This is a genomic window from bacterium (genome assembly GCA_023135785.1).
Classification (GTDB): domain Bacteria; phylum CAIJMQ01; class CAIJMQ01; order CAIJMQ01; family CAIJMQ01; genus CAZNJA01.
This window is the reverse complement of sequence record JAGLSL010000008.1, coordinates 15,306-28,906: the sequence shown is the minus strand read 5'-3', so window position 1 is coordinate 28,906 and position 13,601 is coordinate 15,306. Positions and strand designations below refer to the sequence as shown.

16 protein-coding genes are annotated in these 13,601 nt (G+C 36.6%); 4 read left to right on the top strand and 12 right to left on the bottom strand.

Translation table 11 applies throughout. The features are described from left to right. Positions 1 to 34: 34 nt before the first annotated feature. From KAS42_00805 to KAS42_00775, 7 genes are all read right to left on the bottom strand, one after another. Positions 35 to 376, bottom strand: coding sequence for a P-II family nitrogen regulator (locus tag KAS42_00805; protein MCK4904770.1), 342 nt, complete (start codon positions 374 to 376; stop codon positions 35 to 37). A gap of 68 nt (positions 377 to 444) precedes the next feature. After that, positions 445 to 1,806, bottom strand: a complete 1,362-nt coding sequence (locus KAS42_00800; GenBank protein ID MCK4904769.1) for an ammonium transporter — start codon at positions 1,804 to 1,806, stop codon at positions 445 to 447. 30 nt (positions 1,807 to 1,836) lie between these two features. Further along, a complete protein-coding gene (locus tag KAS42_00795) occupies positions 1,837 to 2,598 on the bottom strand; it encodes a hypothetical protein (GenBank protein MCK4904768.1) in 762 nt (253 codons plus the stop codon). A gap of 141 nt (positions 2,599 to 2,739) precedes the next feature. After that, complete coding sequence (locus KAS42_00790) at positions 2,740 to 3,252, bottom strand: sigma-70 family RNA polymerase sigma factor (GenBank protein ID MCK4904767.1); 513 nt, start codon at positions 3,250 to 3,252, stop codon at positions 2,740 to 2,742. A gap of 100 nt (positions 3,253 to 3,352) precedes the next feature. Beyond that, entirely contained in the window at positions 3,353 to 4,690 is a 1,338-nt protein-coding gene (gene gdhA / locus KAS42_00785; protein MCK4904766.1) for an NADP-specific glutamate dehydrogenase, read from the bottom strand. A 223-nt stretch (positions 4,691 to 4,913) separates the two neighbouring features. Beyond that, positions 4,914 to 6,086, bottom strand: a complete 1,173-nt coding sequence (locus KAS42_00780; protein ID MCK4904765.1) for an LL-diaminopimelate aminotransferase — start codon at positions 6,084 to 6,086, stop codon at positions 4,914 to 4,916. A gap of 135 nt (positions 6,087 to 6,221) precedes the next feature. Beyond that, positions 6,222 to 7,043: a diaminopimelate epimerase gene (locus KAS42_00775; protein MCK4904764.1), complete on the bottom strand. Its 822-nt coding sequence runs from the start codon at positions 7,041 to 7,043 to the stop codon at positions 6,222 to 6,224. 255 nt (positions 7,044 to 7,298) lie between these two features. Between KAS42_00775 and KAS42_00770 the strand changes: the two genes are divergently transcribed. Then, positions 7,299 to 8,330: a hypothetical protein gene (locus KAS42_00770; protein MCK4904763.1), complete on the top strand. Its 1,032-nt coding sequence runs from the start codon at positions 7,299 to 7,301 to the stop codon at positions 8,328 to 8,330. Positions 8,331 to 8,345: 15 nt separating this feature from the next. On the opposite strand, the gene KAS42_00765 is transcribed toward KAS42_00770, so the two are convergent. Continuing rightward, complete coding sequence (locus KAS42_00765) at positions 8,346 to 8,846, bottom strand: helix-turn-helix transcriptional regulator (protein ID MCK4904762.1); 501 nt, start codon at positions 8,844 to 8,846, stop codon at positions 8,346 to 8,348. A gap of 260 nt (positions 8,847 to 9,106) precedes the next feature. Between KAS42_00765 and KAS42_00760 the strand changes: the two genes are divergently transcribed. Together KAS42_00760 and KAS42_00755 are read left to right on the top strand one after the other, a co-directional pair. Continuing rightward, on the top strand, positions 9,107 to 9,433 hold the full coding sequence (locus KAS42_00760; GenBank protein MCK4904761.1) for a hypothetical protein: 327 nt from the start codon (positions 9,107 to 9,109) through the stop codon (positions 9,431 to 9,433). Positions 9,434 to 9,455: 22 nt separating this feature from the next. Beyond that, positions 9,456 to 9,695, top strand: coding sequence for a hypothetical protein (locus KAS42_00755; GenBank protein MCK4904760.1), 240 nt, complete (start codon positions 9,456 to 9,458; stop codon positions 9,693 to 9,695). 26 nt (positions 9,696 to 9,721) lie between these two features. On the opposite strand, the gene KAS42_00750 is transcribed toward KAS42_00755, so the two are convergent. The 3 genes from KAS42_00750 to KAS42_00740 form a co-directional block, all read right to left on the bottom strand. Continuing rightward, positions 9,722 to 10,237: an RNA polymerase sigma factor gene (locus KAS42_00750; protein ID MCK4904759.1), complete on the bottom strand. Its 516-nt coding sequence runs from the start codon at positions 10,235 to 10,237 to the stop codon at positions 9,722 to 9,724. A 136-nt stretch (positions 10,238 to 10,373) separates the two neighbouring features. Then, positions 10,374 to 11,387, bottom strand: a complete 1,014-nt coding sequence (locus tag KAS42_00745) for a polymer-forming cytoskeletal protein (GenBank protein MCK4904758.1) — start codon at positions 11,385 to 11,387, stop codon at positions 10,374 to 10,376. Continuing rightward, positions 11,384 to 11,869, bottom strand: coding sequence for a zf-HC2 domain-containing protein (locus KAS42_00740; protein ID MCK4904757.1), 486 nt, complete (start codon positions 11,867 to 11,869; stop codon positions 11,384 to 11,386). Before KAS42_00740 ends, KAS42_00745 begins: the two co-directional genes overlap by 4 nt. A gap of 126 nt (positions 11,870 to 11,995) precedes the next feature. Here KAS42_00740 and KAS42_00735 point away from each other — a divergent pair, with 126 nt between their 5' ends. Next, on the top strand, positions 11,996 to 12,835 hold the full coding sequence (locus KAS42_00735) for an MBL fold metallo-hydrolase (GenBank protein MCK4904756.1): 840 nt from the start codon (positions 11,996 to 11,998) through the stop codon (positions 12,833 to 12,835). A gap of 2 nt (positions 12,836 to 12,837) precedes the next feature. Here the strand turns inward: KAS42_00735 and KAS42_00730 are convergent, their stop codons facing one another. Further along, complete coding sequence (locus KAS42_00730; protein ID MCK4904755.1) at positions 12,838 to 13,476, bottom strand: SIS domain-containing protein; 639 nt, start codon at positions 13,474 to 13,476, stop codon at positions 12,838 to 12,840. Between the last annotated feature and the right edge of the window lie 125 nt (positions 13,477 to 13,601).

The following is a 13,601-nucleotide window of genomic DNA, read 5'->3' as shown; positions in this document are numbered from 1 at the left end:
AAAAACAGAGCTTTTGGTAACCTTCAAAAACAATTTATCCTATAGCATCATATCCGCGTTCCCCTGTTCTTATTCTAATACATTCCTGTAAGTCCAAAACAAATATCTTGCCGTCTCCGATGTTGCCGGTTCTTGCTCCTTTAATGATTGCGTTAATTGTTGGTTCAACAAAATCTTTGTTAACTGCTATCTCCAGTCTTACTTTTTTCAATAAATTCACTTCGTGGATTACGCCACGGTAAGTTTCACTAAATCCTTTTTGTTGCCCGCAACCTAATGCATTGGAGACAGTCATTTTATAAACTTTCGCATCATAGAGCGCTTTTTTTACATCCGGTAATTTGTGCGGTTGTATCATTGCAATTATAAGTTTCATATTAATATCCTCCTATTATAAGGTAGCAAGTAGTCCCGACATAATGCCGGGACGCTTGCTAGTACTTTTCATTTTTCTGTAGTAAATATCTGAAACCCAGCATAAGACTCCATGCCATGTTCAGTAATATCCAGACCTTTCAACTCATCTTCTTTGGATACTCTTAATCCTATAGTTTTCTTAATAATAAAGAAGAGAATTGAGGCGGTTCCAAATACCCATATGAATACTGAACCCACGCCTAATAATTGAGTAAAAAACTGTGATAATCCTCCTCCGAAGAAAAAACCGTTTACAGCGCCTATTCCGCTTGACTGGCCATAAGCACTTTGAGCAAAGAGCCCGACTGAAAGAGTACCCCAAGCACCGCAAACGCCATGAACCGATATTGCTCCTACGGGGTCGTCAATATGTAGAACTTTATCTATAAACTCAACACTAAGAACTACTAATATACCGGCTATCGCCCCGATAATAATCGCGCTCAAAGGGGATACACTGGCACAGGGAGCGGTTATGGCTACTAAACCAGCTAATGCTCCGTTAAAAGCCATACTGGTATCCGGCTTCCCGAATTTTTTCCAGGCAGTAAACATAGCTGTAATCGCAGCGGCTGCAGCAGCTAAATTAGTGGTTACTGCAATAGTGGCAATACTTAAATTAGTGCCGGCAGTCGTGCTTCCAGCGTTAAAACCAAACCAGCCAAACCAGAGGATAAACACGCCCAATGCAGCTAAGGGAATGTTATGCCCGGGAATAGCATTAGAGGTTTTATCCTTGTTGTATTTCCCCAGCCTCGGACCTAGCAATATTGCTCCGGCCAAGGCCGCCCAACCGCCCACTGAATGAACTACTGTTGAACCGGCAAAATCAATTATTCCTTTACTTGAAAGCCAGCCGCCGCCCCAAATCCAGTGGCCCACTACAGGATAGATTAAGGCACAGATGAAAACCGAGTAAATTAGATAGGCCGGAAATTTTGTCCTTTCCGCCATTGCTCCTGAAACGATGGTAGCAGCGGTAGCGGCAAATACTATTTGAAACATCCAGTAAGCAAATTGCCATAAGCCTTCCCCTGTTGCAGGATTAGCGGCACTTAAGAAAAATCCGCTGGTGCCAAAAAGACCTAATTTATCCGCACCAAACATAATCCCAAAACCTACCAGCCAGAAAGCAATTGAACCCACTGAAAAATCCATAAGATTTTTCATTAAAATATTTGAGGCATTTTTTGCCCTGGTAAAACCGACCTCAACCATAGCAAAACCCGGCTGCATAAAGAAAACTAAGAATGCCGCTACCAGAGTCCAGACGGTATTAATGGCTACGGCATTACTTGCTGCACTAGGCTCATCGGCAAATGCGTATATTGCCAATCCGAAAGTAAATAATAGCGCTAGTGGAATTACTTTTAATACTCTATGTAACATTTTTAACATATTTCATCCTCCTTTCTATTTTTAAAAATCAAATGCCATAGTGAACCCATAATAAAATTCTTCTTCCTGATTCCCGTCATCTTCATCTTTGAGGTCTCCGAATGGCATAGAATAATTAGCATTTGGACTAAATGTTATCTTTTCAGTTAAAGGAACAGTTAAACCAATGCTAAAAGCCGTATCGCCTCCTTCGCCCTGTATGAAAAGTTTATCGTTATATCCTACATGTCCGCTCAAGTCCAAACTAACAGGCGAATCCCCCAAAGGAAAGCTGTGACTTAGGCCTAAAACCGTGTAACTGCCGTCGCCACCACCTTTGTCTTCGTCTCCATAATCTCTATACCAAGTCAGAGTTGGGGAAAGTAGCACATTAGAACCCATGCCGATATAAAACTCTTTAGTAAATAGATCTGCTGGCGGGAAATCATAATAATTATGTCCCACCGACAAGCTAAGGTAATCTTCGAATTCATAAGTGTAATCTATTGAATAGTCAACTTCATCTGAATTCAAGCTGTCTTCTGTTCCGACATCAAAACTTCCCCATATGCTAACAGTAAGTCCTTTAATGCTTGTGTAAATTCCCGACTGCATTACCGGGTCATCGTCAAGCTTAAATCCTCTCCAGATGTATTTTGAATAGATCCCTACATCAGAACTTATCCCTATGTCCGTATTTTCTAATAATCCTTCCTGAGCATAACAATTAGAAGAAACAAATACAGTTAAAAATAGAACCGCTACTGACAATACATTAAACCTTCCCCTTGACTTCTTTAGCATCTTCCCCTCCTTTTTTAATTTTTTAAAAATAAAAAGGCGTCTTGCCAATTTTATTAAATTGATAAGACGCCTATGTCTAAACTACCTAAATTTGTTTTCTTTACACTTCTGAGTGTTTCAATGGTATTAAGTAAAAATATACTACTCTTGGTAACCTTTTTTTTGCCATTTTTTTGTTATGTTCTTTTTATGCTTAATAACCATAACATGTGAACATCCTATTTCTTTTGCTATCTCTCGAACAGTATATCCTTTAAGCAAAGAATAGAATACCTTTCGTTCTTTGTCGTTTAACCCTATGCTTTTTATTTTATCAATTGTAAGTTTGCAATCTATATCTAATTCAAGGTTTGTTTTTTTATCTTCAAGAATATCGCCCAAAGTTAATCCTTCGGGAGATATTAGTTTATCAAGGCTTGAAAGAGGTGTTTTGGGTCTGCCTTTTCTTAAGAAATTCTGTATATGGAATTCGCATCCCTTGATCACATATGCTTCATTTATGCCTATCGGTAGTCCGTTTGCGTAATTCTGCCACAGATAAAGACACATTTCTTGGTAAAGGTCTTTCTCATCATAAAAACCATATAATAAATGTTTTCGCGCAATATGTTTCAGTGCAGGCGTTATTTTCTCCAGTAATATTCTAAAGTCCATAGTTTCTTCCTAATTTTGACAAAAAAGGCGTTCCTATCTTTAATTATAGATAGGAACGCCTTTGTCTATGAGTTAAGCGCAAACTTTGCGCTTTTTATTTTTATACCAGACCTTGATCTAACATTGCATCGGCGACTTTTACAAATCCGCCGATATTTGCTCCTTTTACATAGTTGACGTATTTACCTTCTGTCCCATATTTAACACATGTCTGATGTATATTAACCATAATTTCATGAAGTTTGTTGTCAACTTCTTTTCTTGACCAAGGAAGCCTTTGGCTATTCTGTGACATTTCAAGTCCTGAAGTAGAAACCCCGCCAGCGTTAGCTGCTTTGCCGGGACCGTATAGAATCTTAGCCTTCTGGAAGACTGTTATAGCTTCAGGTGTTGTAGGCATGTTTGCGCCTTCTCCCACAGCTATACAACCGTTTTTAACCAGCTCTTTTGCATCTGATTTGCTTATCTCATTTTGTGTTGCAGATGGGAAAGCAATATCGCATTTTACGCCCCAAGGACGTTTGCCTTCGGAATATTTGCATCCGTATTTTTTAGCATATTCTTTGATACGACCGCGTTTTACGTTTTTAAGTTCCATGACATATGCTAATTTTTTCTCGTCTATGCCTTTAGGGTCGTAAATTGTACCGTTTGAGTCGGAAAGGGTAACACATTTTCCTCCCAACTGGTTTACTTTCTCTGCTGTATATTGTGCAACATTACCGGAACCTGATACTGCGCAAGTTTTTCCTTTTAATGTATCTCCTTTGTGTTTTAACATTGCTTCCACAAAATAAACACAACCATAACCTGTGGCTTCAGGTCTGATTAAGCTACCGCCCCAGTTGAGACCTTTGCCTGTGAGGATGCCAGTGAATTCGTTGCGGAGACGTTTGTATTGACCGAACATGAAGCCGATTTCACGTCCTCCTACGCCGATATCTCCTGCAGGTATGTCGGTGTTAGGGCCTATATGTCTGCAAAGTTCTGTCATGAAACTTTGGCAGAACTTCATTACTTCGTTATCTGATTTTCCTTTAGGGTCAAAGTCAGAACCGCCTTTGCCTCCACCCATAGGAAGGGTTGTTAGGCTATTTTTGAAAACCTGTTCAAAAGCAAGAAACTTTAAAAGTCCTAAATAAACAGTGGGATGAAAACGTAGTCCCCCTTTGTACGGGCCGATAGCGTTGTTCATTTGAACGCGGAAGCCGCGGTTAATTTGGACTTCACCTTTATCGTCAAGCCAAGGAACGCGGAACATTATTACTCTCTCGGGTTCTGCTATTCTTTCTAATATCTTAGCTTTTTTATATTTTGGGTTCTTTTCAATAAACGGTATCACAGATTCAGCTACCTCTTTTACCGCCTGATGGAATTCCTGTTCACCAGGATTTTTCTTGATGATTTTTTCCATAAAAGATTCAATCTTATTAGACATAGAACTAACCTCCTCACTTAACTTGTTAGACACCTTTGTCGTTATCACTGCTTTGTGGATTTTACCACTTTTTCTAATATTACAAAATAAAAAAACCACGGCGCTTTCCACGGCGTCGTGGTTAAATCTCACTAAATCAACAGATGAAATTATAGCACAAAAATTGTGCAAAAAATAAGTTAAATTTTTTAAAAGTGGAGAAAATTTTTAAAATCCGACAATTTTACAATTTCAAATTTTTAATTCTTTTATATGCTTCTTCTATTTTTTCTGTGGAGGCGGTTAAGCTTATCCTGAAATAACCTTCACCTTCAGCTCCAAAACCTGTGCCGGGTGTTACCAGAACGCCGCATTCTTCAAGTACTTTCCCGCAGAAGTCTACAGACTTCATGCCAGCAGGGACAGGAATCCACAGGTAGAATGTCGCTTTTGGAGACTGCATATTGATGCCTGCTTCCTGCATTGCTTTCACTAATAGGTCTCTTCTCTCTTTATATACCGGAAGAATCCTTCCCAAATTTTCCTGCATTGTATTTATCGCTTCTATCCCTGCAATCTGCATATGGTTTGGCGCACCTGAATCCATGTTTGTTTTTACTTTCCCCAATCCTACAATTACTTCTCTATTGCCTACTACAAATCCAATTCTCCAACCTGTCATATTGCAGGATTTTGAAAGCGAATGGAATTCTACTCCGACATTTTTGGCTCCTTCTGTTTCCAGAAAGCTTTGTGCTTTATAGTTATCATAAGTAATTTCCGAATAAGTTGCATCGTGGCAGATGATTATATTGTGTCGCTGCGCAAAATCGACGACTTCTTTAAAAAAGCCTTCGTCAGCTATGGCGCTGGTCGGGTTATTTGGATAATTTAAGAACATCATTTTACAGTTTATAAGTTGAGGCCCATATTTTTTTTCAATGTCTTTTAGATCCGGAAGAAATCCGTTTTCTGCGTGCAATGGCATAGTTAAAGGTGAACCACCAGCCAGAATAGTGCCCGCCTTATATACCGGATATCCGGGGTCTGGTACTAATACGCTGTCCCCTTGGTCAACAAAAGCCAATGGTATATGTCCTATGCCTTCTTTTGCGCCTATTAGAATTAGAACTTCTGTTTCATGGTCAAGTTTTACACCGAATCTGTCTTTATACCATTTTGCAACAGCGTAGCGTAATTCTTCGCTGCCTTTATATGAAGGGTATTTATTTACATTGAGCGTTGATGTTGATTCTTTTAGTTTTTCTATTACACTCGGAAACGGTCCTAAATCGGGGTCGCCAATTCCAAGGGATATAACGTCACCACCTTTTTTCAAAACTTCTGCTTTTTTTCTGTCAAGTTCTGCAAAAGGGTATTCAACAAGTGCTTTTAATTTTTTTGAAACATCAATCATTTTATTTCTTCTCCTAAACCCCGTTAGAGATAAGAAATGTCTTTTGACATTTCTGTCATACTCCCAAGGTTTTCTTTCCCTGTTTTTAGCTTTAAAACTTTGGTAAAGCCTAAACTTTTTCTATTAAATTAATCTCTAACGGGGTGAAATTTTTGCTGAATAAATTATTTCAACGGGACTGGCAAGGTAAATATTTTCTATTTTATCGGGTGTCCCTTCTATGGAAACAGTTAATTCTCCGCCTTTTGTTTGCACTTTTATAAGGTTTGTTTTTAAGTTGCCTTTTATAAAATTTACGATACTTGAAGCAACGGCGCCTGTGCCGCATGCATAGGTTTCGTCTTCCACTCCTCTTTCATATGTGCGGATGGACATTGAATTATTATCTAGGATTTGCACAAAGTTGACATTTGTTCCTTCCGGCTGAAACTGTTCATTATTTCTGATTTTAGGCGCAATCTCAAGTAAGTCTATTTTATTTATGTCGTCAGTTAAAAAAACAGCATGAGGGACGCCTGTATTAATAAAACTTCCGATATAATCCGTGCCATCAATTTTTATATGTATCTCTTCCTTGAAACTATGTGGTGGTGTCATTTTTATTTTCACTGTATCCTCTTTTACCTGTGCCGTGATAATTCCGGAGAGTGTTTCCAGACTAACTTCACCTGGGATAGTTAGTTTTTTATGCACAAGAACCCGCGCAGAACAGCGCGCTGCATTACCGCACATCTCTGCTTCGCTCCCGTCAGAATTAAATATTCTCATTCTGGCATTTGCTTTGAGAGAAGTTTCCAATACGATAAGCCCATCTGCTCCTATAGATAGGTGACGCCTGCATAGATTTTTTGCCAGACTGGACCATTCATAGTTATATTTATTTTCTACATTTATAACTATGATGAAGTCGTTACCAGTTCCGGACACCTTTAAAAATTCCAACCCAAAATTATTCATATTAGAAATTTCCTAATTTAGCCGTTATTATAATGTCATACAAACTAATTTTATTTTACGGTTAATTCTAACACTTATAAAGATAAAAAATAAAGAGTAAACTCCGGTGTTTTAATATAAGATTTTTATGAAAAATTCCATTTTGAATTTATATATATCTATGCTAAGATACCAAACGGTGAGGGAATTTAGGCTGTGATGTTTGCGATGTCTAATTGAATCTTGCTTATCCAAACCAGAAGGGATGCAAGTTAAATGCACCATGTTATAGTTAAATTTTTAGAAGGAGAAGAAAAAGAAGGGGAAGTGTTCAGTTTCAATATGAACTTTCCCGTGTTTTATTTGCAATCCAAGAACGACAAAGGCGAAATAGACAACATCCCCATTAAGATAGATTTAATCAAACAAATTATCTTTCTCAAGAAAAAAGACAGCAGCGGAAACATTCTGCACAAAGAAACCATAGACCAGTCAATATATGCAGGTGTTCTTCCCTATAGGCTGAAGGTGGAATTTAAGGACGGACAGATAGTTGACGGCTCTACTAACAAATATAATCTCAAAGATGCCGGTTTTTTTATAGTGCCTATAAATCCTGCGGATAAAAGCGAACGTATTTATATAAATGCTGCTACGGTTAAAAACGTTGATTGCAAAAGATTGTTGGGTAAAAAATTAATAGACCAACAAAACATTACTCTGGAAGAAGTGGAGCGATTATTTAAACAACAAAGGATGGAAAGAGAAAAGAAAGACGGAGGACAGAAAGAAACTATTACCCAGCAATCAGAAGGGTTTTTTATAATTGAAGATGAAATAAGAAGAGCGGAACAAAAACTTATAGAAAAGACAAAAATTAAACCTTTGGGAGAAATTATTCTCGGTGCGGGTTATATTACTTCTCACCAATTGGAGGATGCCCTTAACAAGCAAAAGGAACAGAAAGACAAAAAGTTAGGGCAAATATTAGTAGACCTTAAGCATATAACTCCCACTGATATATGTGTTGCTTTAGCCAGCCAATTTCATCTATCTTGGGTAGACCTGTCAAGTTTAAATATACCGCAAGAAATAGCTACCATCCTTCCGGAAAAAACGGTGCGTGAGTTGGGCGTCATTCCAGTAGAGAAAAAAGACGATATACTCGTAGTTGCCATCTCCCAGCCTCAAGTTGCTTTGATAGGAATGCAAGTAAGTAAGTTTACTCCTTTCGTTATTGAATTGGTTATAGCTTACGATGGTTATATCCAGGCAGCTATAGAAAAGTATTTCCCCAAAAATAAATAACGCAAGAAAAATGTCTTATTTGTCAGATTTCTTGCGCTTATAAGAAGTTTTCTTTTCGGCTACCAACCTAACCGTGTGTTCTGCGGAAGGAAAATATCTGTGAACTTTGCCCTCATTCAAAGATATACGATGTTTGTTCAGTATTCTTATTATTTCAGTTACTAAAGGAATATCTTTTTTGTCCAGTTCTTTTATTGCTCTAAAAAAAGCAACTTTATCAATGTCCCGAGCAATATCTCTGATCTCTTGAGGCAGAATGTTCAGTAACTCTGTCACTGTTTCTTTTTGAAAGAAAAAATCTACAGGAACTTTCAATCCCTCACTTATCCTTTTAAGCATTTTAAGTGAAGGTAGTATTTCGCCCCGTTCAATTTTTCCAATATATGTATAATCTAATTTATCCGGTATCTTTTGAGAAAGCTGTTTTTGAGTTAATTCCAGTTTTTTCCTTATATTTCTTAGCTTTAGACCAATCTCTTTTGCTAACAAAATAGTTTGTTCAGTTCGTCGTTTCATGGCTGGGGAATAATATCATAATAATTTTTAACCTACAAGTTTTTAAAACCCTTGACCCCGTTAGAGATAGGTAGCCATAAGGCTACCGTAAATCACAGTTTAATATTTACATACATTCTCTTTTTGTCTCCTAATTATTGAGATGAATTATATTTTTTTCTCTTTAATCTCTAACGGGGTTGACAAACACTCTATACTTAGGAATAATATATAATATTTATTATAAAAAATAAGTGAAATAGTTCCTTTTTTACAAGTGTATGGAGAAGATATTTAGATCGTTTAAAATTCTTAAGAAAATTGATTCTTATCTAATCAATATATTATCAGGGAAAGAATTAACAGCACTTCTTTTATTAGTGGTAGTAGCCGTAGAAAATAATGGGACTGGAAAGTTTAAACCTGAGACCATTAAAAAATTTGCAGATAAATACTTTAGTGGAAAAGACTTGCTTGTTATTTGTAAACTCTTAAGAAAATTCGGTTGGGGGAGGTTAACTTGTTGTAAACAAAATAATCCCCAAAATCCTCCTTGTCTTAGCGAAAAATGGAAAGATTTGCCGATTGGGATAAGTTTTTCCGATTAAATAAAAACAGGAAGAAAAAAAAATGATAGAGCATAAAGAACAAATAGAAAAAATAATGAGCGAAATGAAATGTCCAAAAGATTTTGCATGCTACAGGTCTGATTTTAAAAATCTTTCTATGACAAAAGATACTCCAATGGAATCGTTTGTAGAATGTTCCAATAAAGATGCTTGGCTATGTGAATACTCATTTCTTTTTGAGTCTTGTTATCTATGTAAGTGTCCTCTGAAAGTATATGTTGTGAAGAAATTGAGAAAGTGATATTCAGCAAAAGTGGCAAAATTTTCTTATTTGTCTTGCATATAATTTCTCATTTTTCTTATTATCCTAAATGTCCTTATCTTAATTGTACTTTCGGGTATTTTGAGAATTTCGCTGATCTCGGAAATTTTAAAACCTTGGATATACTTCAAAACAATTAACTCTCTTTCTTTTGTATTTAGACTCCTTAGCGCTATTTCTATAGTGTTTTTTATCTCTAATTTTTCGCAGGATTCTTCGTCTTTTTCTATCGGTTTCTTGTTAAACTTATATTCTTCTTTTCTTTTTTTAAGAAAGTCCAGGGTTGCATTTCTTGCTATTTTATAAATAAAAGACTTGTAATTTTTAGAAAAGTCTATTTTGAAAATATTTCGGAAAATCTTTAAGAATACTTCTTGCAGAATATCTTCCGCATCGTGCCTGTTATAAATTATTCTATAAATATAATTATAAAGCGGGACTTTGAATTCGCCCAAAAAGACTCCTAATGCTTCTTCGTCCTTTTTATATAACTTTTCTATGAATTTTGCATCCAGTTCCATTTACCCCGCTCCCCCAAAACCCCCGATGCTACATAAGATAGAAATGTTAGAATTTTCCGAACGGTAATGACCCCGAGACCACGGTTATAAACCAACCCCTGCGTGCAGGGGGGAGGTAAAACCAGTGGAGCAGGGTTCAGGGTTTTCTCGTGCCTACTCTTGATAATATAAGACAGCCCAGCCCGAAAGTAAAATAGAGATAAAATGCAAAAAGTGTTAAAAAGCAAATACTTCCTCCAATAATATTTAATGCGGAGCTTCCTATTTGAAGCAGTTGCCCCAGGAAAAGCATAATAAAAAGGATGAGAAGTCCTATCAATGATATTAGAGATCTCTTTTCATTAAAAAAAGCGGATTCTTTAACGATTTTTTTGCCTATAAAAAGCGAACAAGGCACAAGAGCTACAAGCAATGCTATAGGATAAGCGAGCATTAAGAAAGGAATAAATAAAATTCCGATTATGCTAAAAACAAGAACGATAATCGCAGGAACAAATAAAATCTGCGCTAAAAATCCGGCAAAGAAAGCTTGCCTCGGTTTTTTCTCTAAATAAAGCGCCATTGTTTCTGACCCGGATGAGAAAATAGCAGTGAAAATCATTATAAACATTGATAGAGCAATCCCTTTTACGAGTAATATCCAAGAGGGCAAAATTGGGCTGGGTTTCCATCCAAATGTATGTCGTGTATGCGTCTGTCTTGTCCCTTGTCCGAAGGGCTTTATTATACTGTCTCCTTCAATTGTGATTTTGCCGTTTTCCGTTGAGAATTGCACGACCGAGGGTATAAGTTTAAACAGATTTTTTAAGGGTCCCAGGGAGATTATTACGACCTCGCCGTCTACAAAAGCACCTTCTGCTTTTATAAGGTTTCCTCCTACAATAACCAAATCTCCTTTTACGTGGCTTTGTCCGTTGACTATTGCTTCTCCGCCGAGAACGACGGCATCTCCCTCAACCGTTCCGTTAAGTTCTAAGTTTCCGTTAATAATAACGGCATCTCCTCTAACGGTTCCATCTATCACGCAGGATTTGCCTATGAGAACCAAGTCCTCTTTTATAATTGTGGATTGCTCGATGTGGAAAACTTCACTAGCCAATAATACGGAAGATAACATTAAAAAACAAAACAATATCAATACTTTTTTCATAACTCTCCTCCATTTTTAATAAGTTTTGAAAGTAAAACGATATCAAATACGCTAAAAGTAATGACAATAAATGCGGCACTTAGAAACAATAAAATTCCAGAGATGTAAAATTTATATGAAAACAATCCGGATAAAACTTCCCAGATTTTTAATATTTTTGCGCAAAACACGGTAATTTGAGTGGAGTATCTTCCAACAACAAGAGAGGTAAGCAAAAAAGAAATAAAAATAATAAAGGGACTGATTAAAATTAGAATCTTGTAATAGGAAGGTCGCATTTTTAGTTTTTCAAGAATCTTTGCATCAAAATCCAGCGATGGTTCTAATTTTTCTATCTCGCTGAAACCCCTTTGTAAATCTATGGTATCTCTATAAAAATTAAGACAAGATTTGCATTCGTCTATATGAGATAAAATTTGGCGGGGAAGTTTTTCTCCATCCAAAATCCCTGAGATTTGTTTTTCGTAGTCTTTGCAAATCATCTTATTTACCATTCCTACATATAATACTCTAAAAACACCTAAAAAGTTACAATACTTGAAGATAACTACACAGTAATGCTATCATTTGTATCACGTTAGTAATTTTACCAAAAAAGAGGATTTGAAATGATTATTAAATGTTGGGGGGCAAGGGGCTCAATACCGGTTTCGGGCAAAGAATATATTAAATATGGAGGTTCTACCACTTGCATGGAGGTAAGGAGCAAGAATGGCGAAATAATCATAATCGATGCGGGTTCAGGTATTAGAAAATTAGGGATTAAACTTCTTGAAGAAAAAAAGTATAGTTATGATATCGTTTTTACACATGCGCATTGGGATCATCTATTGGGGTTTCCGTTTTTTAAGCCCATATATACCCAAAAAGCGCGTATAAAAATGTATGGTTATCCGTTTGCCCAAAAATCAATCAAGGAACTTCTCAAAATATCAATGACTCCTCCTTATTTCCCTGTAAATTATGAAGATATCAAGGCCAACATTTCTTATCATGAGGCTTGTAAGGATAAGTTTCGGATAGATTCCGTTACGGTTATCCCGATATCGTTAAGTCACCCCAATGGTGGATTAGGTTATAAATTTATAGAAGATAACAAATCTTTTGTTTTTCTAACAGATAATGAATTAACCTTTAAACACCCCGGAGGGCTTGATTATAAAGATTATGTGGATTTTTCGTCAGGAGCCGACCTGCTTATACACGATTGCGAATATACACAAAAGGATTATAAAACTAAAAAAGGTTGGGGACATTCCATTTACAAAGATGCGTTAAAATTAGCCATGGAAGCTAATGTGAAAAAGTTTGGTCTATTCCATCATAATCAGGAGAGAGAAGACAAGGATTTAGACAAAATAGTTAAAGATTGTAAGCAGATAATTAAGAAAGAAAAGAGCAATTTGAAATGTTTTGCTGTTTATGAGGGAATGCAAATTAAGTTGTAAAACTATTCCTCGAAAAATTCATTCTCTATTGCAGAACATATTGCGTGATAAATAGGTAGGTGGTATTCCTGAATAAGAAATGTTTCATCCTCCGGAACACGTATAACAATATCGCATATATCTTTAAGCCTCCCCCCGTCTCTTCCTGTTAAAGCGACAGTTTTTATACCCAGAACTTTTGCCAGTTTGCAAGCATTGATAACATTTTTTGCATTTCCGGAAGTGGACAATGCTATTAAAACATCTCCCTCTTTCCCAAGCCCAAAAAGTTGCTGTGTAAAAGTAAACTCCGGATTCATATCATTGTTAAAAGCTGTTGTAAAAGATAAATGAGAAGTGAGCGCAACCGCAGGCAGCGGAGTTTGGAGGTTGTCGCATAATTGTTCACACTCTTGCGGATAAAATCCTTTTATTTTTTCAGAAAAAACACTTGAAACCTTCCTTTTCTTACGAGACCCCTTCATTAATTCGCCTACTATATGTTCAGCATCGGCTGCGCTTCCGCCGTTTCCGCAAGTTAATACTTTATTATTGTTTTCATAACATCCCTTTATTGTGTCTATTGCAGATTCGATATCTTTTCTGCAGGCAATTAAGTCAGGATATCGCTCGCATAATTTTTCAACTTCGACGCTCATAATAGCTCCTTTCAAGTGTTACTGGTGAATTTTATCATATCTGCTTAGGATTCTATATATCTACAGCTGATAAATTATTAGCATATCCTCTAAAATATTTTTTACAAGATTTTGCTCAAGGTGACAAT

Bases quoted from the DNA above. Each gene is read 5' to 3' on its own strand.
- KAS42_00795 (MCK4904768.1), bottom strand. From the start codon at position 2,598: ATGCTAAAGAAGTCAAGGGGAAGGTTTAATGTATTGTCAGTAGCGGTT.
- KAS42_00755 (MCK4904760.1), top strand. From the start codon at position 9,456: ATGATAGAGCATAAAGAACAAATAGAAAAAATAATGAGCGAAATGAAA.
- KAS42_00790 (MCK4904767.1), bottom strand. From the start codon at position 3,252: ATGGACTTTAGAATATTACTGGAGAAAATAACGCCTGCACTGAAACAT.
- KAS42_00800 (MCK4904769.1), bottom strand. From the start codon at position 1,806: ATGTTACATAGAGTATTAAAAGTAATTCCACTAGCGCTATTATTTACT.
- KAS42_00780 (MCK4904765.1), bottom strand. From the start codon at position 6,086: ATGATTGATGTTTCAAAAAAATTAAAAGCACTTGTTGAATACCCTTTT.
- KAS42_00760 (MCK4904761.1), top strand. From the start codon at position 9,107: ATGGAGAAGATATTTAGATCGTTTAAAATTCTTAAGAAAATTGATTCT.
- KAS42_00805 (MCK4904770.1), bottom strand. From the start codon at position 376: ATGAAACTTATAATTGCAATGATACAACCGCACAAATTACCGGATGTA.
- KAS42_00750 (MCK4904759.1), bottom strand. From the start codon at position 10,237: ATGGAACTGGATGCAAAATTCATAGAAAAGTTATATAAAAAGGACGAA.
- KAS42_00770 (MCK4904763.1), top strand. From the start codon at position 7,299: ATGCACCATGTTATAGTTAAATTTTTAGAAGGAGAAGAAAAAGAAGGG.
- KAS42_00765 (MCK4904762.1), bottom strand. From the start codon at position 8,846: ATGAAACGACGAACTGAACAAACTATTTTGTTAGCAAAAGAGATTGGT.
- KAS42_00740 (MCK4904757.1), bottom strand. From the start codon at position 11,869: ATGATTTGCAAAGACTACGAAAAACAAATCTCAGGGATTTTGGATGGA.
- gdhA (MCK4904766.1), bottom strand. From the start codon at position 4,690: ATGTCTAATAAGATTGAATCTTTTATGGAAAAAATCATCAAGAAAAAT.
- KAS42_00775 (MCK4904764.1), bottom strand. From the start codon at position 7,043: ATGAATAATTTTGGGTTGGAATTTTTAAAGGTGTCCGGAACTGGTAAC.
- KAS42_00735 (MCK4904756.1), top strand. From the start codon at position 11,996: ATGATTATTAAATGTTGGGGGGCAAGGGGCTCAATACCGGTTTCGGGC.
- KAS42_00745 (MCK4904758.1), bottom strand. From the start codon at position 11,387: ATGAAAAAAGTATTGATATTGTTTTGTTTTTTAATGTTATCTTCCGTA.